The organism is Pelagibacterium xiamenense (assembly GCF_021166475.1).
In the GTDB taxonomy this organism is placed as follows: Bacteria; Pseudomonadota; Alphaproteobacteria; order Rhizobiales; family Devosiaceae; genus Pelagibacterium; species Pelagibacterium xiamenense.
In genome coordinates this window covers 153,199-172,088 of sequence record NZ_JAJOYS010000004.1, presented here as the reverse complement: position 1 = coordinate 172,088, position 18,890 = coordinate 153,199, and the positions used below count along the sequence as shown (strand labels likewise).

General features: G+C 64.2%; 19 protein-coding genes. 9 read left to right on the top strand and 10 right to left on the bottom strand.

Annotated features, from left to right (window positions below):
* The first annotated feature begins 8 nt into the window (after window positions 1–8).
* The 7 genes from LSG43_RS16015 to katG all read left to right on the top strand — a co-directional run bounded on the left by LSG43_RS16015 (window position 9) and on the right by katG (window position 7,011).
* Window positions 9–1,253, top strand: a complete 1,245-nt coding sequence (locus tag LSG43_RS16015) for an acylneuraminate cytidylyltransferase (RefSeq protein WP_231806065.1) — start codon at window positions 9–11, stop codon at window positions 1,251–1,253.
* On the top strand, window positions 1,237–2,088 hold the full coding sequence (locus tag LSG43_RS16010; RefSeq protein WP_231806063.1) for an alpha-2,3-sialyltransferase: 852 nt from the start codon (window positions 1,237–1,239) through the stop codon (window positions 2,086–2,088). The genes LSG43_RS16015 and LSG43_RS16010 overlap by 17 nt, the downstream gene beginning before the upstream one ends.
* Window positions 2,085–3,206 carry an AGE family epimerase/isomerase gene (locus LSG43_RS16005; protein WP_231806061.1) on the top strand — a complete coding sequence of 374 codons (1,122 nt, stop codon included), beginning with the start codon at window positions 2,085–2,087 and terminating at the stop codon, window positions 3,204–3,206. Before LSG43_RS16010 ends, LSG43_RS16005 begins: the two co-directional genes overlap by 4 nt.
* A 122-nt stretch (window positions 3,207–3,328) precedes the next feature.
* Window positions 3,329–3,718: a hypothetical protein gene (locus tag LSG43_RS16000; RefSeq protein WP_231806059.1), complete on the top strand. Its 390-nt coding sequence runs from the start codon at window positions 3,329–3,331 to the stop codon at window positions 3,716–3,718.
* Window positions 3,719–3,720: 2 nt separating this feature from the next.
* Window positions 3,721–4,245: a hypothetical protein gene (locus tag LSG43_RS15995; protein WP_231806057.1), complete on the top strand. Its 525-nt coding sequence runs from the start codon at window positions 3,721–3,723 to the stop codon at window positions 4,243–4,245.
* 90 nt (window positions 4,246–4,335) lie between these two features.
* Window positions 4,336–4,632, top strand: coding sequence for a hypothetical protein (locus LSG43_RS15990; RefSeq protein ID WP_231806055.1), 297 nt, complete (start codon window positions 4,336–4,338; stop codon window positions 4,630–4,632).
* 180 nt (window positions 4,633–4,812) lie between these two features.
* The gene (gene katG, locus LSG43_RS15985; RefSeq protein ID WP_231806054.1) at window positions 4,813–7,011 is read left to right on the top strand and encodes a catalase/peroxidase HPI; all 2,199 of its coding nucleotides are present in this window, start codon (window positions 4,813–4,815) and stop codon (window positions 7,009–7,011) included.
* 90 nt (window positions 7,012–7,101) lie between these two features.
* Here katG and LSG43_RS15980 read toward each other — a convergent pair whose 3' ends face one another.
* From LSG43_RS15980 to LSG43_RS15965, 4 genes are read right to left on the bottom strand one after another with little or no spacing between them, the layout of a single operon-like run.
* Window positions 7,102–8,034 carry a Kelch repeat-containing protein gene (locus LSG43_RS15980; protein WP_231806053.1) on the bottom strand — a complete coding sequence of 311 codons (933 nt, stop codon included), beginning with the start codon at window positions 8,032–8,034 and terminating at the stop codon, window positions 7,102–7,104.
* A gap of 21 nt (window positions 8,035–8,055) precedes the next feature.
* Entirely contained in the window at window positions 8,056–8,919 is an 864-nt protein-coding gene (locus LSG43_RS15975) for an ABC transporter ATP-binding protein (protein ID WP_231806051.1), read from the bottom strand.
* Window positions 8,916–9,950, bottom strand: a complete 1,035-nt coding sequence (locus LSG43_RS15970) for an ABC transporter substrate-binding protein (RefSeq protein ID WP_231806049.1) — start codon at window positions 9,948–9,950, stop codon at window positions 8,916–8,918. The genes LSG43_RS15975 and LSG43_RS15970 overlap by 4 nt, the downstream gene beginning before the upstream one ends.
* Before the next feature lie 18 nt (window positions 9,951–9,968).
* Window positions 9,969–10,745: an ABC transporter permease gene (locus tag LSG43_RS15965; RefSeq protein WP_231806047.1), complete on the bottom strand. Its 777-nt coding sequence runs from the start codon at window positions 10,743–10,745 to the stop codon at window positions 9,969–9,971.
* Between the two features lie 374 nt (window positions 10,746–11,119).
* On the opposite strand from LSG43_RS15965, the gene LSG43_RS15960 reads away from it, so the two are divergent.
* Together LSG43_RS15960 and LSG43_RS15955 are read left to right on the top strand one after the other, a co-directional pair.
* Window positions 11,120–11,632, top strand: coding sequence for a c-type cytochrome (locus LSG43_RS15960; protein WP_231806045.1), 513 nt, complete (start codon window positions 11,120–11,122; stop codon window positions 11,630–11,632).
* Between the two features lie 52 nt (window positions 11,633–11,684).
* Window positions 11,685–12,299 carry a zinc metalloprotease gene (locus LSG43_RS15955; RefSeq protein ID WP_231806043.1) on the top strand — a complete coding sequence of 205 codons (615 nt, stop codon included), beginning with the start codon at window positions 11,685–11,687 and terminating at the stop codon, window positions 12,297–12,299.
* Window positions 12,300–12,351: 52 nt separating this feature from the next.
* Here LSG43_RS15955 and LSG43_RS15950 read toward each other — a convergent pair whose 3' ends face one another.
* The 6 genes from LSG43_RS15950 to kduD form a co-directional block, all read right to left on the bottom strand.
* The gene (locus tag LSG43_RS15950; protein WP_231806041.1) at window positions 12,352–13,146 is read right to left on the bottom strand and encodes a substrate-binding periplasmic protein; all 795 of its coding nucleotides are present in this window, start codon (window positions 13,144–13,146) and stop codon (window positions 12,352–12,354) included.
* Window positions 13,147–13,154: 8 nt separating this feature from the next.
* A complete protein-coding gene (locus LSG43_RS15945; protein WP_231806039.1) occupies window positions 13,155–14,027 on the bottom strand; it encodes an ABC transporter permease in 873 nt (290 codons plus the stop codon).
* Window positions 14,024–15,028 (bottom strand): ABC transporter ATP-binding protein, encoded by a 1,005-nt coding sequence (locus tag LSG43_RS15940; protein WP_231806037.1) that lies wholly within the window; start codon window positions 15,026–15,028, stop codon window positions 14,024–14,026. The genes LSG43_RS15945 and LSG43_RS15940 overlap by 4 nt, the downstream gene beginning before the upstream one ends.
* Window positions 15,028–15,888 carry a substrate-binding periplasmic protein gene (locus LSG43_RS15935; RefSeq protein WP_231806035.1) on the bottom strand — a complete coding sequence of 287 codons (861 nt, stop codon included), beginning with the start codon at window positions 15,886–15,888 and terminating at the stop codon, window positions 15,028–15,030. Before LSG43_RS15935 ends, LSG43_RS15940 begins: the two co-directional genes overlap by 1 nt.
* A gap of 71 nt (window positions 15,889–15,959) precedes the next feature.
* On the bottom strand, window positions 15,960–17,708 hold the full coding sequence (locus tag LSG43_RS15930) for a pyrroloquinoline quinone-dependent dehydrogenase (RefSeq protein ID WP_231806033.1): 1,749 nt from the start codon (window positions 17,706–17,708) through the stop codon (window positions 15,960–15,962).
* Between the two features lie 396 nt (window positions 17,709–18,104).
* On the bottom strand, window positions 18,105–18,887 hold the full coding sequence (gene kduD / locus LSG43_RS15925) for a 2-dehydro-3-deoxy-D-gluconate 5-dehydrogenase KduD (protein WP_255714649.1): 783 nt from the start codon (window positions 18,885–18,887) through the stop codon (window positions 18,105–18,107).
* Window positions 18,888–18,890: the final 3 nt, after the last annotated feature.

Here is an 18,890-nt window from a genome sequence, read left to right as displayed (position 1 = left end):
TTGTTTCATTGTCGCCATTTTCGGGTCAACGAACCGTCATCGTCTTCATCGAACGCCGGCACGATATGGCTGAAAAAACGATCGCCGTTCTGCTCGCACGGGGCGGGTCCAAGGGGGTGCCGGGCAAGAACTTGCGCAAGATCGGCGGGCGCTCGCTCGTGGCCCGTTCGGTGCTTGCGGCACGCGCCGCGGCGCAGGTCGGCGCGGTTTATGTATCCACCGACGATGCCGAAATTGCCAATGAAACCAGACGCTTCGGCGGCCGGGTGATCGACCGTCCGGCCGAGCTTTCCGGCGATACGGCGAGTTCGGAAAGCGGCTGGCTGCACGCGCTCGCAGTGATCCGGGAGCAGCATCCGGACGTGGCGCGGCTCGTCTTCTTGCAGTGCACGTCGCCCTTTACGACCGGCGCCGATATCGACGGTTGCCTTACGGCGATGAACGACAAGAACGCCGCGTGTGCGCTCACGGTGGTCGAAGATCACTCGTTCCTTTGGGGGCTTTCCAGCGACGGGCTGGGGGTGGGCGTCAATCACGATGAAACCCGGCAGCGGCAGCGGCGCCAGGACCTGGCCCCGGCGTTCAAGGAGAACGGTGCGGTCTATTGCGTGCGGGTTGACGATTTCGAACGTGTCGGGCGGCGCTTCTGCGGCCCAGTTGCGCTTTATCCGGTGGATCATCCGCCGGTCGAGATCGATTCGCTGGCCGATCTGGCGCTGTGCAACGCGATTGCCGCCGAACGCGGGGATGCCGGCGGGCTGAGCGCTGCGGATATCGCGAAGATCAAAGTGCTGGTCATGGATTTCGACGGCGTCCACACCGACGATACGGCGATTGTCGATCAGGACGGAGTCGAAAGCGTCAGGGTCTCACGGCGGGACGGAATGGGCATTGAAATGCTGCGCAAATCCGGGCGGTTCGCGCTTCTGATCCTTTCGAAGGAAAAGAACCACGTCGTCATGCGGCGGGCGGAAAAGCTTCAGATCGCGTGCCTGCAGGCGCGGGACGATAAAGTCGCCGCCCTTTCCGAATGGCTTGATGGAGAGGGGCTTGTCTGGGACGACGTTTTGTTCGTCGGCAACGACCGCAACGATCTGCCGGCGATCCGGAAGGCCGGTTTTTCCGCTTGCCCGCGCGACGCGCATGCCTCGGTTGTTCCTTTCGTCGACTGGATCATCCCCCATGACGGCGGGCGCGGCGCGGTACGGGCAGTGGCCGACCGGCTTCTTGCGGACGATGCAAAGCAGGCCTGAGCGTACGGCGCCCTGGACGCCACCGAGCAAACGGTTCGTCGTCGCGGGCAGCGGGCCGTCGCTATTGGCGCTCGATCCGGCCCGGATCGATGCGGAATCGACCATCGTCCGGGTCAACAACTTCTTTTTTGAAGAGACCTATCACTTGGGCCGTCGCGCCGATCTCGTGCAGGTCGGTGGCGATCGTTGGATTTTCCCTTTTTATGCGGCAACGCTCAAAAAGCTCGTGGCCGAAGGGACATATTCGGTTGGAGCCTGGAGCTGCCACCAGCGCCATGTCATTGCACGCGGCCAGCGCGCACTCGATCTACCGTTTATGCCGCTCGGTTACCGCGACGCGGCGGCGGAGAAGGCGATTACGGGCCTGATCGAGGCCCATGACAAAACGCCGACGACGGGAATCCTGGCTATCATCAACGCCCACGCGTTGGGCGCTGAAACAATCACTCTGGCGGGAATCGATCTTTATGCCGCGCCCGACCGCTACGCCCACAGGCTCGAAGGGCATTCGGCCGCGCTCGTGCAGCAGATCGGCACGGCGGGATATAATCTCAAGTTCCACGATCCGGAGCTCGATCTTGCGATTCTGCGCTACCTGGCGGATCGCGCCGACGTTGAACTTTATCGCTCGGCACCGGAGGCGGTGGCGCTCGATTTTCTACCGCTAGCGCCTGTCTCCGCTTCAGGGCTTAAAGCTGAGCCCAAGCGAGACGCTTTGAACGATTGGGTCGGCTGGGCCGGTCTTTGGCCAATCGGCGCAATGCGGCTGGCGCGGCGGACCAACGAGTTTCAGCGGGCGGTGAGAAAGAGCCTGTTCAAGAAAGGTGCCCCATGACCCGAACGTCGTCCTATCCCGACCCGATCGAGTGGCTCACCGGCCATGCCTTGCCGTTCTGGTCGCGGAACGGGTTCGATGCGCCGGGGCGCGGCGTGTGGGAAGGACTCGGCCATGATGGGCGGCCGTTGCCCGACATGATCAAACGCATGCGCGTCCAGGCGCGGCAGGCGTTGGTCTTTGCCTCGGCGAGCGCGGCAGGACATGGCGATTTCCGGCACGAAGCGCGCGCTGCCTTCGCGTTTTTGACGCAGTACGCCTACGATCCGGCTACGGGCTCCTTCCACGCGCTGCTCGACCGCGACGGGTTGGTGACCGACCGGACGCAGGATCTTTACGACCTGGCATTCGTGCTGCTGGCGATGGCGCAGCTTAAGGCTGCAGGGGAAGAGGCGATCGTCGCCGAATGGTTGCCGCGCTGGAAAAAGGCGCTGACGCTCCAGGCCGCACACCGCGGTTGGCTCGAGACTCCTGAGGGACGCCTGCCGCGGCGGCAGAACCCCCATATGCATATGTTCGAAGCGACGCTGGGCTTTTATGAGTTGGGCGGGGAGCCGGCGTTTCTAGACATGGCCGAGACATGCCTCGATCTCTTCCGCACCGTTTTCCTGGATAAGGCGACTGGCCTCGTCTTTGAGTATTTCGATGCTGACTGGCAGCCGGTCGCACGGGGCGAGCAGGTGATCGAGCCCGGGCATATGGTCGAATGGGTGTTCCTCCTTTCCGAATACGAGCGCGTCGTAGGCAAACCATGCGGGGTGGATCTGCGCGCGCTTTTCGATCGCGCGATCGGTTTTGGGCTGGATGCCCGGGGGGAGTTCTTGCTTGACCGGTTCGCGCTCGACGGTGCGGCAATTTCGCCCGCGCGCCGGATGTGGCCGCAGACCGAGCTTCTGAAGGCGACGCGGATTCTCGCGCGGATGGGTGAGACGCTGCCTGCGGCGTTCACGCCGGACGCGGTCTATGGACGGTTTTATGCCAACTATCTCGATACGCCGATCCGGGGCGGGTGGTACGATCAGTTCAATGCCGAAGGCCGGCTGATCTCGACCTATATGCCGTCCTCGAGCTTCTATCATGTCTATTCGGCGCTAACGACGTATGCGGAGAGGGGGTGACCACCTCCTGCGGTATACGGGCGTCCGTTCCTCCCCATGCCTTGATTTCTTTTCGAGGAGCAAAGTAGCCTCAGTCAGAAGGGGGCTTGGTGCTTTGCGGTTGATCATTGGAGATCGTCGGGATGGGTTTTTGTTTCCGTGTGCTTCTGTCGATTTCCATTTGCTGCTTTAACGCACCGCTGATGGCGATGGAGGTGTTTTTGACCGTTGCCGAGGCCAGCTTGCCAGAGGGAACGGACGGGTCCCGCTCCGACGTCGTTTACGTCAAGCTCGATCCCAGCAGCACCCAGGCATTCGCCGTGTTTTCCGGGGAGCACATAGGTGAAACGGCCGAATTCTACGTTGGCGATCAGCTCGTGTTTTCGGCGCGGCTCAGTGAAGCGATAACCTCGGGCAATCTGGCATTGTTTGTCGGCGGCGAGGACAAGAGGATCAGCACTCCGGAGGATTTGCTTGCGCAGCTCGAGGCCGGTGCGTCCATCAAGGTCATCGTTCCGCCTGCGGAGGATTAATCATGAAATGGGTGCTCGCGTTCGCGATCGCGGTGTTTCTGGCCGCCGCCGCCGCGGCCCAACCTGCCGAGGATTTCGACGCGGTATCGACAGATCAACTGATCGAAACCGCTCCATCTGCTCATCCCGCGACGCTTTACATGCTGTCCGCACGGCTCCTCGGGGAAGGGAACGGATTGGAGGCGGCAAACTGGATGTATGCCGGCCAGTTGCGGTATCGTTTCATGATTGCCGCCCTTGGCGAGGAGAAGGGTACCGGTGATCATGCGCTCTTTTCGGCGCTGAGCGAGTCGGTGGGCCGGCCTGTCAACGAGTATATCGCGGGCGATCCCGACGAATGGATCGCTGCCATGGAGTGGGCACTCGAATGGGACGCCGCCCATGACAATCCGTTCACGTCGAAAATCGACCATGCGTCCGAACTCGCCGCGGTTCGATCCGGGCTTGAAGGCTTGATCGTGGAGGTTGACGCCAACCGGCAATATATTCGGGATACCCGCGAAGCCCAGGGGCTGCCGAACAGATAGGCGCGAAATGACATCGGGACGCGGTGCTTGCGAGGTTGCATACGAACCTGGGCTATGGCGAACCCATCACATCATGAGACACTTGGCCCGATGCAGATGACGCTGAAGATCGCGACCTATTGTGTCTGGCTCATCTGCCTCCTGTCGTTGTTGCTCCTCACCCGCAATGAGTTTTCTTGGGTGTTGGAGGAGGATCCCGGCGCCGTGCTGCCGGGGGATCCGCGCGAGAGCTTCAAGGTCGGCCTCGCCTTTGCGGTGCTTGGCGTCGCGTTGGCTTGCCAGGCTCGGCTGGCGTTCACGGCCGGTGATCGGGGCGGCCGCCTTCTGGCCATTGTTTTGGCCGCGCTCACGGCATTGGCATGGGCGCGCTTTTATTTCGGCGGATGAAAAGAGACCGGCCTTCCATCGGCTCGTGCTGGTCTGCCGGCGAACAGTGACCGGGCCGCGTGTCAGCGACGAAAAGAAAAACTTATCGTCGTGGTCACTCAATACGATTAGACATTATCGTACTGGATTGCCTATGAGGCACGGTAAACGTTTCCTCACAGCGCAAGATCGGAGATCAAGATGAATGAGATGACCCAAGACAAGCAGTCGGCCTGTCCGGTCAGCGGCGGGCACCGCGGGCCGCGCAATCGCGATTGGTGGCCCGAGCAACTCGATGTCTCTGTGCTGCACCGGCATACGGCCAAGTCCGACCCGTTGGGGCGGGATTTCGATTATGCCGAGGCATTCAAATCCCTCGATATCGACGCGGTGATCGCGGATCTCGAAGCGCTGATGACGGATTCGAAGGACTGGTGGCCGGCCGATTTCGGTCACTATGGCGGGTTGATGATCCGCATGGCCTGGCACAGCGCCGGCACGTACCGTATCACCGATGGCCGCGGCGGCGCCGGCATGGGCCAGCAGCGGTTCGCGCCGCTCAATTCCTGGCCGGATAACGCCAACCTCGACAAGGCCCGCCGGCTGCTGTGGCCGATCAAGCAGAAATACGGGCAGAAGATTTCCTGGGCCGATCTCATGGTTCTCGCGGGCAACGTCGCGCTCGAATCGATGGGCTTCAAGACGTTCGGGTTCGCCGGCGGCCGCGCCGATGTGTGGGAACCCGAGGAACTGTACTGGGGACCGGAAGGCACCTGGCTGGGCGATTCGCGCTATTCGGGCGAGCGTCAGCTCGAAGAGCCGCTGGCGGCGGTGCAGATGGGGCTCATCTACGTCAATCCCGAGGGCCCCAACGGGGAGCCCGATCCGGTCAAGGCGGCCCATGACATTCGCGAGACCTTCCGCCGCATGGCGATGAACGACGAGGAAACTGTCGCTCTGATCGCGGGCGGCCATACCTTCGGCAAGACCCACGGCGCGGGCGATCCCTCGCTTGTCGGCGCGGATCCCGAGGGCGCGGCGATCGAGGACCAGGGGCTGGGCTGGAAGAGCGGCCACGGCACCGGCTTGGGGGCCGACGCCATCACTGGCGGGCCTGAAGTGATCTGGACGCAGACGCCGACCCAATGGAGCAACCTCTTTTTCAAGAACCTGTTTGAAAACGAGTGGGAGCTCGAAAAGAGCCCGGCGGGCGCCTGGCAGTGGGTGGCCAAGGACCACGAGGCCGATGTCCCAGGGCCCGATGCGGATTCGCCCAAGCGCCGGCCGACCATGCTCACGACCGACCTTTCGCTCAGGATGGATCCCGAATACGGGAAGATTTCGCGCCGGTTCTACGAAAACCCGGACCAGTTCGCGGACGCCTTCGCCCGCGCCTGGTTCAAGCTCACGCACCGCGACATGGGCCCAAAGGTCCGGTATCTGGGCAAACTCGTGCCGAACGAAGAGCTGATATGGCAGGACCCGGTTCCCGCGGTCGACCATGCGCTGGTGAGCGAAGCGGACATTGCCGAACTCAAGGGCAAGATCCTCGCGTCGGGGCTCTCGGTTTCCGAACTGGTCTCGACCGCCTGGGCCTCGGCTTCGACCTTCCGCGGCTCGGACAAGCGCGGCGGCGCCAATGGCGCGCGCATCCGGCTTGCACCGCAGAAGGACTGGGAGGTCAACGAGCCCGAGAAGCTCGGCAAGGTGCTCGCCCGGCTCGAAGCGATCCAGGCGGACTTCAACGGCGCTCAGCAGGGCGGCAAGAAGATCTCGCTGGCCGATCTGATCGTTCTTGCCGGCTGCGCGGCGGTCGAGAAGGCGGCGCAGGATGGCGGCGTTGCGGTGAGCGTGCCGTTTACGCCGGGGCGCACGGATGCGAGCGAAGCGCAGACCGACGTCGAATCCTTTCAGGCGCTCGAGCCGCGTGCCGACGCCTTCCGCAATTATCTCAGCGGCCGTCAGTTCATGGCGCCCGAAGAGGCGATGGTCGACAAGGCGGAGCTTTTGACGCTGACGGCGCCGGAAATGACGGCGCTTCTGGGCGGCATGCGCGTTCTGGGTACGAACTATCAGGGCACCGGGCATGGCGTTCTGACCGACCGTCCGGGCGTCCTGACCAACGATTTCTTCGTTAATCTTCTGACCATGGAAACCCAGTGGCAACCCGCCTCGGACGGCACCTATGAAGGGCGCGACCGCAAGACCAACGATCTCAAATGGCGCGCCACGCGCGTTGATCTGATCTTCGGATCGCACTCGCAGCTGCGGGCGCTGGCGGAGGTCTATGCGTGCGCGGATTCGCAGGAAAAGTTCGTGCGCGACTTCGTTGCCGCCTGGACCAAGGTGATGGAGGCGGACCGGTTCGATCTGGCTGCCACAAAGAAAACGGCCGCGTAGCGGCGTCCTCTATCGACCGAATGCAATGGCCGGGGTTCGCCCCGGCCATTTTTCGTGGTGCCGGACCGTCGCGCGCCGGCTGTCGGGTTTTCACGGTTGCAGGACTTCGACCACAGCCGAGCGGTCGGCACCGGCCGCCGGTGCGCCCATGAGCGTGATGATCTCTCCTGCGTACGCGATCGCGCCGAACCCGTGCCGGGGCGTAGGAAGGGGCGCCAGCCGCGTCCAGCGATCGGCCGCCGGGTCGTACGCTTCCACCGTTCCGAATGTCGTCTCGCGCGTTTCCCCGCCAAGGACGTAGGCGCGTCCGTCGAGCACGGCCGCCGCCACGCCGCTGCGAGCCGTCGGCATCGGTGCACCGGTGCGCCAGTTCCCGGTTTCGGGGTTGTAAATCTCGGTTACGTCGAGGTTAAACGCGGGGTCGCCATCGACGCGTCCGCCTGCGACGACGATTTCGCCCGCGACTGCGAGGACGGCGAGGTGATCGCGCGCTGTTGGAATTGGCGCGGCGGTTTCCCACGTGCCCTGGACGGGATCGAAGATCTCATGGATGGGCGTGTTGATCCCGTCCGACTGCGAGCCGGAGATCACGTGAATACGCCCGTCAACGACCGCGGCGCCGCCGGCACCCCGCGCCGTCGGCATCGGCGGCCCTTCGACCCATTCCCCGGTTTGCGGATCGAAGATCCAGACGGCGTCCGTCGCTGTCCAGCCCTCGACGTATCCGCCAAAGACATAAACTTTCCCGTCAAATCCGGCCGCCATCTGATGATGGGCGTGATACGGGAAGTCCGGACCTACGCGCCAATTCCGGTTCGGGGCATCGTAGATCAGCATGGCCGTGCCGCCGATATAGTCCCCTATCAGATATGCCGTGCCATCGAGTGCGGCGACGGCGTGTTCGGAGCGCGGTTCGGGACCCGCCGGGCCCGTGCGCCAGCTTCCACTGTCCTGTCCGGTTGCCGTCACACCGAGAAGCAGCGTGGCGAATATCGCGACAACGAAACGATTGAGAGCGCTCATGATCATCCCTTTTGCAATGCGCTATCCCCCAAGGTTACGGCCGTAAAACTCCGATTGCGGGTCGGAGAGGACGAGGTCGCGGATGCGCGCCCAGAGGTCGTCCCGCATTGCGATGAAGCGCGCGTCGGATCGTGTCGCTTCGAGGTTGCGTGGCCGTTCGATATCAACGTCGAAGGTCTCGAGGACGCGGCCGGTGCCCATAAGGACGATCCTGTCGGCGAGAAGCAGCGCCTCGTCGACGCTGTGGGTCACGAACAGGACTGTCGGCTTGTGCCGCATCCAGATATGAAGCAATTCGGACTGCATCAACTCGCGGGTCTGTGCATCGAGGTTGGCGAACGGCTCGTCCATCAGCAGGATTTCCGGTTCCGACGCCAGAGCGCGGGCGAGCGCCACGCGCTGCTTCATGCCGCCCGAAAGCTGGCCCGGATAGCTTTGCGCCGACCGGGACAGGCCGACGAGGTCGAGATAGCTCCTTGCCCGCTCGGCGCGCTCGGCGCGCGAGAGCGGCAGGACTTCGAGGGCAAATTCGACGTTGGCCTGGACCGTCGCCCACGGGATCAGGCGAAACTCCTGAAAGACGAACCCGGTTTCCGGGCCCGGTTTCGGCGCGGAGCCGGCGATCGTGACCGCGCCGTTGTCGGGTTGGATCAGGCCGTTGGCGATGCGCAGGACCGTCGTCTTGCCGCAGCCGGAGGGACCGATCAGCGCCACGAAGGTGTGCGCCTCGACGCTCATGGACACGTCCGACAGCGCCGTGACGATCTCCCCGTCCGGCCTTGCGAACCGCTTTTCGACGCTATCGAGGACGAGGCGGGGCCGGTTGTGCCCCGCGTTCTTCATTCTCGTGCCTGGGCCGGTCTCTCCGACGCGGTCGAACTTCATCTGTCGGCAGGATCCATCGTCTCGTCGACACCGAGGTCTTCGAGCACCGCATCGAGGGGACCGAACGCGACCCAGTCCTCCATGGCGAGGCGCGGTTGGCCGGCGAAATCCTCGGTCTGATAGAGCCAGTCGACGGTGTAGGCCAGCTCACTCGCGCTCATCCCGCCATTGACGCTCCAGCTGCTGGCGAAGGACTGCGCGAGCATTTCGAGCACGGCGATATCGACGTCGGGGCGCGCATCGGCCATGGCGTCGATCCACATCTGCGGATCCTGTGCAAAGTCGCGGCTCAGCCGTGTCAGGGCGCGGATCACGGCTTCGACGTCCTCAGGGCGCTCTTCGAGCACGTTGCCGGGAACCGCGTTGACCTTGTTCACGACCGGCGCGCCTTCATAGTAGGTGTCCTGGTCGACGAGGACGTGGAGGCCGGTCTGGTCGGGCAGTTCGCTCCACACGCCGATCGACATGGTCGTGGCGTCGACCTGGCCGGCGGCGAGCGCCTGGGCGCGGACGGAGGGCTGACCGAGCGTGACCAGCTCGGCATCGTCGATATCGACGCCCAAGCTCGACAGGACGAGTGTCGAGAGCGAATGGTCGAGACTGCCCACGCGGCCGACGCCGAAACTTGCACCGGCAAGATCGGCGGGCGTTGCGATCTCCTCCTTGGCGGCGATGAGGAACGGCAGAGACTTGTTGGGCGAGTTGACGGCGCGGAAGTCGGTTGCCCCCGCGTTGATGATCTGGAGCAGCGCGTCGACGCCGACATTGGCCATCTCGCCCTCGCCGGCCTGCAGCGCGGCGAGCGCCGAGGGCGTCTGCTGGACGCGCACGAGTTCGACCTCGACGTCTTCGGCCTCGAAATAGCCAAGCTCGAGGGCGAGGTCCATCACCGAGTTGGGTACGAGCGGCGGCTCGAGATGCGTGACGATCAGGCGGAACGGCTCGTCCGACTGGGCATGTGCCATGCCTGTCATAAGAGCGATCCCGGCGACGCCGGCCGCAAGTGTGGATATGAGGTTTCCGGTAGACATGAATATCCTCCCTTTGGTTCAGGTCCGCCAGCGCCCAAGGCGCTGTTCGGCATAACGCAGTCCCTCGGTCACGATGACGCCGATGGTCGCAAGCGAGAGGACGACGACGAAATATTCCGCCATGCGGAAGGTGTTGCCGTAGACTGCAAGAAGCCCACCGAGACCGCGCACGGCTGTATAGAGTTCGGCGACGACGGTGTTGATGAGCCCGATGGTGGCGCCGAGCCGCAGTCCGACGATGACGTAGGGCACGGCACCCGGCAAGACGATGCGGGTGAAGATCCGCAAACGGCCCGCGCCGACGGAACGCGCCATTTCGACAAGCTCGGGATCGGCCTGACGCACGCCGGCATATGTGTTGATCAGGATGGGCATGACGGCGCCCAGAAAGACGATGAAGACCTTGGCTTCCGCGCCCAGGCCCAGAAGGACGATAATGAGCGGGATGAAGGCGACGCGCGGGGTCGCCGAGAGGGCGTAGACGTAGATCTCGAGCGTTTTGCCCAGAAGGTTGAAGGCGCCCATGACGACGCCGAGGGGAATGGCGACGAGGATGGCGACGCCATAGCCCGAGAGATAGACCGATATGCTGTCGAGAACGGCCTGCTGGAGATCGCCCGCATGCAGGAGGCGGCCCGCCGCCTCGAGCGTGGCGAGCGGAGAGGGGATGATGTTGCGCGCGACGTTGACCGACGCGACCCACCATAAAAGGACGAGCAGTGCCAGGAAACCGGTTCGGGCCGCGGCAACTGTCAATGCGCCGGGCGCAGCGCTTGGGAGACGGTTATCGGCCATTGCGGTGTTCTTTCTCTGGCGCGGCGTCACGCGGGGCACGGGCAACGACCCTGCCGTGGCACGCGGCGTTCCGGTCGCGATTTCGGTGACATCGTCCGTGTTCGCGAGTGAAGGGAACAGCCAGTACCTGGCGCGTACGCAACTCGAATTGCCTTTATGAATGGTCCGGCTTCAATTTTAAAACATAATCCGGTTTCTTACCAAAATCCGCTGAGTAACTTGCAGGTGAACAGGTTTTATCGGACCGCGCGGCCCCGGTGTCGATTGCGCTTGCAATTGCTTACGCCGTCCGTTTTGCTTTGAGGGGCATTTTCGCTTCATCCACGATGGTTTTCCGTTCTGGCTCAGAAGCGACCGGCCAATGGAGGAGGCCCATGTACCCTATCATTCGCGGCGCGATAGCCCGCACTGCTTTTACCTCGGCGCTGGTTGCCGGCGCCTTATTGAGCCTTTCGGCGACCGTCCAGGGGTTCGATGCGACCGCGCCTGCCGAAGGTGCCGGCGGCGCCACGCAACCGGATCGCATCCTTCTGGCCCAGGCCGATACGACGGCGCCGGTTTCCTATTCGCGCGAGCAGGCCGCGCGCGGCGAGGACCGGTATGCCAGCGAATGCGAGGAGTGCCACGGGGACGATCTGAGGGGCGGGCTGAACGGCGGGCCGCCGCTGCGCGGCATGGCGTTCGAACAGAAGTTTGCCAACGGCGCGCCGGCTTCGGCGATGTTCCTGTTCATGAGCACCCTGATGCCACCCAATGCGCCGGGGCGGTTCTCGGAGGACGGCTATGCCGATCTGATGGCGTTCATTCTCCAGGAGAACGGGTTCCAGCCCGGCGCCGAGCTGCCTTCGGACGTCGATGCACTCGATCGATTGATCGTCGAAAAATGACAACGGCGCCGCGTCGCCTTTCTCCTAGGCAAAGCGATGCGGCGGTGCCGGAATGATCCTCTCCGATCTCACACTCCAGTTGCTGGCGTTCCGCCTTGCTGCCGGTTTGCTCGTCTTCACCGTTCAGGGCGCCGCAATCGCGGCGATGGCGGTGGCGCTGGGGGATGCGGGGCCAAGGCATGACGGCAGGCTGTCGGGCTGGCCCGCGCCCCATATCGATATGCTCGGGCTCGGTGCGATCCTGCTGACCGGCTTCGGCTGGGCGCGCCCGGTGGCGATTGAGGCGGATGCGCTGAGGGGTGGGCGTTGGGGGCTGGTTGGTGCCGTCGTCGCAAGCAGCGCAGTGCTGCTGTTGCTCGGTGTTCTGCTCTTGCAATTGGCCATCCCGCTTCTGACGGTGCTGCCTCCGACGCCGGGACTGGTTGCGGTGGCGTTCGTCAGGACGGCGGCGCGGATTTGCGTCTGGATTGCGCTATTCAGTCTGCTGCCCCTGCCGCCGCTGGCGGGCGCGCATTTTCTCGCGGCGCTCGGGGTTGGGGTGCCGAGACAGGCGGGACCTGTCGTGGGGCTGGTGCTTTTTGCGGCATCGCTGTTTGGGGTGACGCGGATGGTGCTGAAGCCGGTTTATGACGTTGTGGCGCCGGTTGTCCTCGGGGGCGCTGCCTAGTCCATTTCAGCCTTTCACGGAAACGCGGCATCCATCCTTTTCTGCAAACGCGCTACTCTAGGGGAGCACCGGCGTAGCGGGCGAGGATCGCGTCCAGCGTGCCGTCGGCGGCGAGGTCGGCGAAGGCCTGATCGATGGCCCGCTTGAGCGTCACGTCGCCTTTCCAGAGGCCGAAAACGAGGTTGTAACGCTCCAGCGCCGCGGGCATCCAGGATATCGTCCAGGCGTTATCGGCGGCGAGGCGGGCAGCGAGAAGGGCTTCGGTAATGCCCGCATCGAACCGGCCTTCGGCGATGCCGGTAGCCAGGTCCTCGGGCCGCCGCACCACATGGGGTTGGGCGCCCGCGCTGCGGAGGAAACTGGCAAGCCCGATGCGGTCGAGACCGGAAACGAGGGTCACGACGCCAATGTTCGCTTCCTCCCATCCGGAAAGGGGCTCGGGGGCGATCACGGCCCATCCGGTGCGGGCATAGGGCGGGCCGGTCTCGATGAACGAGCGGGTCCGGGGGGAATCGACGACCCCGCCGGCGATTATCTGGCACTGGGCGCGGTTGAGGCCCCAGTTGCGCGGATTGAAGTCGCGGCCCATCGCGTCGTTGGTCCGGAGCTGCAGGCCGACCCCGATATGGTCCGTCACGGCCCGGAGGATTTCGATATCGATGCCCGGCCGGTCCGGGTCGCCGGTGACGAGCGGGGGATAGGCGGGTGGCACGCAGGCGCGCAGGGACGATACCTCTTGCACGTCGCGCAGGGAATTGTCCGGGGGCAAGAGCGCGACGGCCGCCAATAGGGCCACCATCAGGCCGATGGCCCCCAGATCTCGCGCCGTCTTGCCGAAGCGGGGCATGGGCGGTCTCAGGCCCGGCGGAAGTCGTAGAGGGCCACGGCGAAGAGAACCACGCCGGCGCCGGCCATAATGGAAACGCCCATCCAGGGGGGAAACTGGTTGTAATTTATGAGGGCGCCGCGCAACGCATCGACGGCATAGGTCAGGGGATTGAGTTCGACGATGGTGACGAGCCAGTCGGGATAGGCGATGCGGGTCTGGGCGCGCGAGAGGGCCGGATCGAGCGGGAAGATCGAACTCGAGGTGAAATAGAGCGGCAGGATGATCGCGTTCGAAAAGACGCCGAAGCCTTCGAAGGTGCGGATGCGGTTGGCAATCACGACGCCCAGGCAGGTCAGGGCGAAGGCCAGCATGGCCATCAGGCCAAGTGCGTTAAGCACATCGAAGACGGTCAGCGGCACATCGGCAAAGCGGGCGAGGATCAGGACCAGGCAGCCGTGGAGCACGGCCACGGTGGTGCCGCCGAGGATCTTGCCGAGCAATACCGTCGCCCGCGAGAGCGGGGAGACCATCACTTCGCGCAGGAAGCCGAACTCCCGGTCCCAGATGACCGAAACCGCCGATTGCACCGAGGTGAACATGATGTTGAGCGCGATGACCGCGGGGAAGATGAACTGCAAATAGGTGAAAGGGACAACGAAGGTGACCTCGCCATAGACCTCGCCGCGGAAGTAGGGGTTGAGCCCGATCCCCAGGATCAATACCCAGAGGATCGGGCGGCTGATGCCGCCGATGAGCTGGCCGCGGTCGCGCACCGCGCGCTTCACCTCGCGCAGCCACAGGCCATAAAGCCCGCCAAGCTGGACCAGCAGCCAGTGCCGCCGCCCGGCTGGGTACGCGCCGGCGGAGGCGGTTCGGGTGGTGGCGCTTTCGAGGGTCATCGTGTGTGTTCTCCTCCACGGTTGCCAAAGGCCAGGGTGCGTTCGCGGGCGCTGGCGCCCCGGTCGCGCAAATCGCGGCCGGTCAGCGACAGGAATGCCGTTTCGAGGCTCGGCACCTCGTTGGTGAGTGCGCGGATGCGGGTGCCGTATTGGCTTAAGAAGCGCTCGACGAAGGCGTCGTCGGCGCTCAGCAGGATGTGGGCGTCGCTGTGCTGCGTCACGCGATCGGGGAAGGAGTTGAGGATTTCGTCGCGGATTTCGGGCGTGGTGGGGGTGACGCGCAGCATTTGCTGACCATGGGCGCGCCGGAGGGCGTCGGGTCCGTCGATGGCCAAAACCCTGCCGTGGTCGATGATGCACACGCGGTCGCAGGTCTCGACTTCCTCGATATAGTGCGTGGTGACGAGCACGGTGAGTTGACGCTCGGCCTGGAGGCGGCGGACGTAGGTCCAGATGCGCTCGCGGGTCTGCGCGTCAAGCCCGACCGTCGGCTCGTCGAGCAGCATGATCCGAGAATCGTGAATGAGGGCGCGGGCGATCTCGAGGCGCCGTTTCATGCCCGAAGATAGCGATCTGACCGGCGTACTCGCCCAATCTGCGAGTTCCACCAGGTCCAGCATTTCGGCGATCCGCCTGCGGCGCAGCGCCCGTGGTACGCCGAAGACGAGCCCGTGAAGGTTGAGGTTCTCCGATACGGTCAGTCGGTCATCGAGACTGGGTTCCTGAAAGACGATACCGAGCCGGCTGCGGGCGGCCAGGGGCTGGCGCACCACATCGAAACCCGCGATCTGCGCCGTGCCGCTGTCGGGTCCCAGAATGGTGCACAGGATATGCATCAGGGTCGTCTTGCCCGCGCCGTTCGGCCCGAGCAGGGCGAAGAGCTGGCCGTGCGGCACCTCGAAGCTCACGCCGTCGAGAGCCAGGGTCCGTCCGAAACGCTTGGAGACGCTGTCGACAAGGATCGCCGGTTCATCAGGGCTGGGCACGGTCGCGCGAGACATCAGGGGGCCGCCGTTGCCGGGAACCCGTAGTCGTCCAGAATGGCCCCTATGGTGCCGTCCGCGGTCAAGGCCGCGATGGCCTCGTCGACAGCATTGCGCAGGAAGGTCTCGTCGGACAGCATGATCGCGCCGACGCCGAGCCTGGTCGGCGGCAGAGGGGCGGGGTCGATCACCCGGAAATCAACATAGTCGGCATTTGCGCGCTGGCCGGCCCAGAACGCGGGCGCCCAAACAAGAGCGACGTCCACCGTGCCATCGCGGAGCGCCGCGAGCGCGCGTTCGCTCGTGCCCATGGGAAATACCGGCCAGCGATCGTCCGCTTGCAGGGCGCCGACATAGGAAACGAGCCGCAAGTGAGCGAGGGTCCCGCTCGTCGCGCCGATCGGGCGGCCCGGGGGCAGGCCGGCGAGAGCCTGGAGGTCGGGATCTGCCGTAACGAAGACGTATTCGCTCTGGTAGTAGGCGCGGGTGATGGTCAGCCAGTCAGGGTAGCCCTCCGGGATAAGCTTGAACCCCATATGCATATCGCAGTGCTGGAGCATGACCTCGTAAACGGCGGTGATGTCCTCGGCGATGATGTCGGCTTCAACCACATGCCGTTGCGGTTCGAGCAGCAGGCCCGATGCGAGCGCTTCGGCGATGGCGTCGGCGACCTCCCAGGCCGGGTCGCGCCGGTCGACGCAGTAGCGAAGCTGCGCCTCATCGAGCCGGCGTCCGTAGGTCCAGTGTTCGGGCGCTGTTGGGATGTCGTAGAACTCGGGTTCCTGGGCGGGTATCGCGGACGGCGATAACGCAACCATCAGCGGGGCCAGCGCCAGTAGGGGGCCGGTCAGGAACGTAAGCGCGGAAACTCGGAGCAAGATCGGTCCTCACAGCCTGCCAGGCGGGCCGGATATCGGTCCGCCTGGGTAAAGAGCGCGCGTCTTGCCGATCAGTCGGGCAGTGCGAAGACGTACAGAGTGATCGGATCGTTCGCCGGCAACCGTACCTCGGGCGTCAGGGACGCCAGGCGGCCCAGGCCGGAGGCGAAGTTCGCAACGATCGCGACGTACTGCTTGCCGTCGGCCTCATAGGTGATCGGAAACGATTCAAGCGAGTTGCTCAGTGTCGGGCTGGTCCACAACACCTCGCCGGTCTCGTCGTCGAAGGCCAGAAGTTTGCGGTCGAGCGTACCAACGAACACGAGGCCGCCGCCGGTGGGCAGAGTTGAGCTCGTGACCGGTGCACGCTGCCGATATTGCCACGTTTCGGTGTGGTCGACGAGGTCGATGGCCCGGACCTGGCCGATATTGCCGTCGCCGTCGGGCACGGGCACACGGGAATATGTCTGCAGACCGCCACCTGTATAGATCTCGCCCGGATCGAGCGGGTTCACCGTGGTGTTGGAGCAGAATTCGACCGTGGGCATATAAAGCGTCTCGGTCATCGGGCTGTAGGCTGTTGCCTGCCACGCTTTTGCGCCGGGGTCGGCCGGGCAGTTGAACGTGGATTCGCCGATCACCGGGATCACTTCGGGGTTGATCTCCTTTTCGCCCGTGTCCGGATCGATGGACAGCACCACATTCTGGGGCGCGGTTTCGACGTGCCACAGCCATTCGCCGGACGTCCGGTCGACCGATTCGACGATGCCGATCTTGCCAGTTGTCACGACCTGTTGGCGCATCTCGCCGTCGACCGGCAGGTCTATGAGAAGCCGCTCATAGACGTAGTCGAGGTCGAGGGAGTCGGTCGGCAGGTGCTGGAAGTACCACTCGAGTTCGCCGGTCGACGGATCGATGGCGAGCGTTGCGTTGGTATAGAGCGCCTCGTTGGTGACGTCGGGGTCTGAACTCGCCGGTAGCAGTCCCGCGATTTCGAGGTTCCACGGATACGGCTGTCCGACGCCGGCAAACACAAGGTTCTGCTCGGGATCGTAGGTGCCGGGTATCCATGCGGACGCGCCGTGCCGGCTTTCGAGCGGAACACCGTTCCAGCTGTTGCCCTCGGGCGTGTCGCCGCGCGCGATCGTGTGAAGGCGCCAAAGTTCCTCGCCGGTATCCGGATCATGGCCGGTGAAGAAGCAGCCGCCCGGCTGGGCGTTGCTGCAACTGGTCATGCCCTGGATGATGACACCGTCGGCTACGATCGGCCCGCTCGAATACCCCCACCCGTGTTCATAGTTGGCGACCTGCTGATCCCAGATGAGCTGGCCGGTCGCGATATCGAGCGCGATCAGATGCGCATCGCGGGTGGCGACAATCAGCTTGTCTTCGTAGATCGCCTTGTTGCGTATCCCTCTGGGGCTCACCTCCTCGGGCAGTTCGTAGAAGTATTCCCAGATCAGCTCTCCGGTGGCTCCGTCGAGCGCCTGAATGACGTGGTCGGCGTTCTGGATGAAAACGATTCCGTCGTGGGCAAGCGGGGTTTCCTGCGTGCGGCCCGGGGTCATGCTCCAGGCCCAGGCCAGTTCAAGCTCGCCGACGTTGTCCTTGTTGATCTCGTCGAGGGGGCTGTACCCCCAGCCGTCGTATGTGCGCCGCCACATCAGCCAGTCGCCGTCGGGCGGGTCGAGCAGCATCTCGTCGGTGACCGGCGTGATGTCGATCGCATTGTCCTGGGCCATGCCCGCTTGCGCGACCAGCATCGATGTAGATGATACGGTGATCGCAAGCAGACCCAGTAGTCGCTTAGTTGTTCTCATGAGTGGTCTCCTCCCACAACTCGAGAATGACTAGCGTTTGCTCCTTGGGATGCTTCTTCGCAAAAATAGCGTGGCTCGCGGAGCCTTCGCCAGTACAGTCATGGTAGGCCCGCCTACCCGAAGCCGTCAACTACACCCTACTGCATCTCCCTGGCGGGTATGCCGCGCTGTGAGTGCCGAATATTAGTCGCGTTTCTAACGAGAACGCCGAGCCGCAAGTAAAACCGGGTTGATGCGCGAGATACTTTGCTTTTCTAGCCAAAAATCAACTGTATATGCTCGCGACAAAGTGATGGCGCCATCACCGGCAGGAATGCCGGTTCGGGTGTCGTCGCCATAATGGCCGGCGCCTGTCCCGCGCATCGGCTGCCGGCAGCCACATTGATATGGAGCCGGTTACCGGGCCATCCAGCCGCCATCCACGCTCAGAATGTGCCCGTTCATATAGGACGACGCCGGGGACGCGAGGAAGACGGCGGCGCCGGCGATATCTTCGGGGTCGCCGAAGCGACCGGCGGGGATGCGCTCGAGGAGCTGGCGGGAGCGTTCGGGGTCTTCTCGCAGGGCTTTGGTGTTGGCGGTGGCAATATAGCCGGGGGCGATGGCGTTGACGCAGACGCCCTTGCCGGCCCATTCGTTGGCCAGCGCCTTGGTGAGCCCCGCAACGGCATGCTTGGCGGCGGTATAGCCGGGGACGCGGATGCCGCCCTGGTAGGAGAGCAGCGAGGCGATCATGACGATGCGCCCCGTACCGCGCGCGCACATCTGCCGGCCCGCGGCCTGCGAGAGGTACCAGATCGCGTCGAGATTGGTGGCCATCACCGCTTCCCAGTCGGCCTGGGGGTGTTCGGCAGCGTCGGCGCGGCGGATGATGCCGGCATTGTTGACAAGGATATCGAGTGCTCCGAATTCGGCTTCGAGGTTTTCGACGAGCACGTGGGCACCCGCGGCGTCGAGAGACGCGAGGTCGGCATTGAGCGATCTTACTTGCCGGCCGGCGGCCGTGATGGCGGCCGCGGTATCTTCGCCGGGGCTCGCATGGGTCGTGATCGCGACGTCGGCGCCCGCTCGGGCGAGGGCGATGGCGATGGCCGCGCCGATGCCGGTGGCGCCGCCGGTGACCAGCGCACGCTTGCCTAAAAGGCCGAAGGTCTCTTCTATATAATTGGGCTCAACCATCGA

What these genes read in the sequence shown, in the direction of transcription:
- LSG43_RS16005 (WP_231806061.1), top strand. Translation starts at nt 2,085, where the DNA reads ATGACCCGAACGTCGTCCTATCCCGACCCGATCGAGTGGCTCACCGGC.
- LSG43_RS15995 (WP_231806057.1), top strand. Translation starts at nt 3,721, where the DNA reads ATGAAATGGGTGCTCGCGTTCGCGATCGCGGTGTTTCTGGCCGCCGCC.
- LSG43_RS15945 (WP_231806039.1), bottom strand. Translation starts at nt 14,027, where the DNA reads ATGACCCTCGAAAGCGCCACCACCCGAACCGCCTCCGCCGGCGCGTAC.
- LSG43_RS15970 (WP_231806049.1), bottom strand. Translation starts at nt 9,950, where the DNA reads ATGTCTACCGGAAACCTCATATCCACACTTGCGGCCGGCGTCGCCGGG.
- LSG43_RS15975 (WP_231806051.1), bottom strand. Translation starts at nt 8,919, where the DNA reads ATGAAGTTCGACCGCGTCGGAGAGACCGGCCCAGGCACGAGAATGAAG.
- LSG43_RS15980 (WP_231806053.1), bottom strand. Translation starts at nt 8,034, where the DNA reads ATGAGCGCTCTCAATCGTTTCGTTGTCGCGATATTCGCCACGCTGCTT.
- LSG43_RS15940 (WP_231806037.1), bottom strand. Translation starts at nt 15,028, where the DNA reads ATGTCTCGCGCGACCGTGCCCAGCCCTGATGAACCGGCGATCCTTGTC.
- LSG43_RS15960 (WP_231806045.1), top strand. Translation starts at nt 11,120, where the DNA reads ATGTACCCTATCATTCGCGGCGCGATAGCCCGCACTGCTTTTACCTCG.
- LSG43_RS15930 (WP_231806033.1), bottom strand. Translation starts at nt 17,708, where the DNA reads ATGAGAACAACTAAGCGACTACTGGGTCTGCTTGCGATCACCGTATCA.
- kduD (WP_255714649.1), bottom strand. Translation starts at nt 18,887, where the DNA reads ATGGTTGAGCCCAATTATATAGAAGAGACCTTCGGCCTTTTAGGCAAG.
- LSG43_RS15950 (WP_231806041.1), bottom strand. Translation starts at nt 13,146, where the DNA reads ATGCCCCGCTTCGGCAAGACGGCGCGAGATCTGGGGGCCATCGGCCTG.
- LSG43_RS15990 (WP_231806055.1), top strand. Translation starts at nt 4,336, where the DNA reads ATGCAGATGACGCTGAAGATCGCGACCTATTGTGTCTGGCTCATCTGC.
- katG (WP_231806054.1), top strand. Translation starts at nt 4,813, where the DNA reads ATGAATGAGATGACCCAAGACAAGCAGTCGGCCTGTCCGGTCAGCGGC.
- LSG43_RS16000 (WP_231806059.1), top strand. Translation starts at nt 3,329, where the DNA reads ATGGGTTTTTGTTTCCGTGTGCTTCTGTCGATTTCCATTTGCTGCTTT.
- LSG43_RS16010 (WP_231806063.1), top strand. Translation starts at nt 1,237, where the DNA reads ATGCAAAGCAGGCCTGAGCGTACGGCGCCCTGGACGCCACCGAGCAAA.
- LSG43_RS15965 (WP_231806047.1), bottom strand. Translation starts at nt 10,745, where the DNA reads ATGGCCGATAACCGTCTCCCAAGCGCTGCGCCCGGCGCATTGACAGTT.
- LSG43_RS15955 (WP_231806043.1), top strand. Translation starts at nt 11,685, where the DNA reads ATGATCCTCTCCGATCTCACACTCCAGTTGCTGGCGTTCCGCCTTGCT.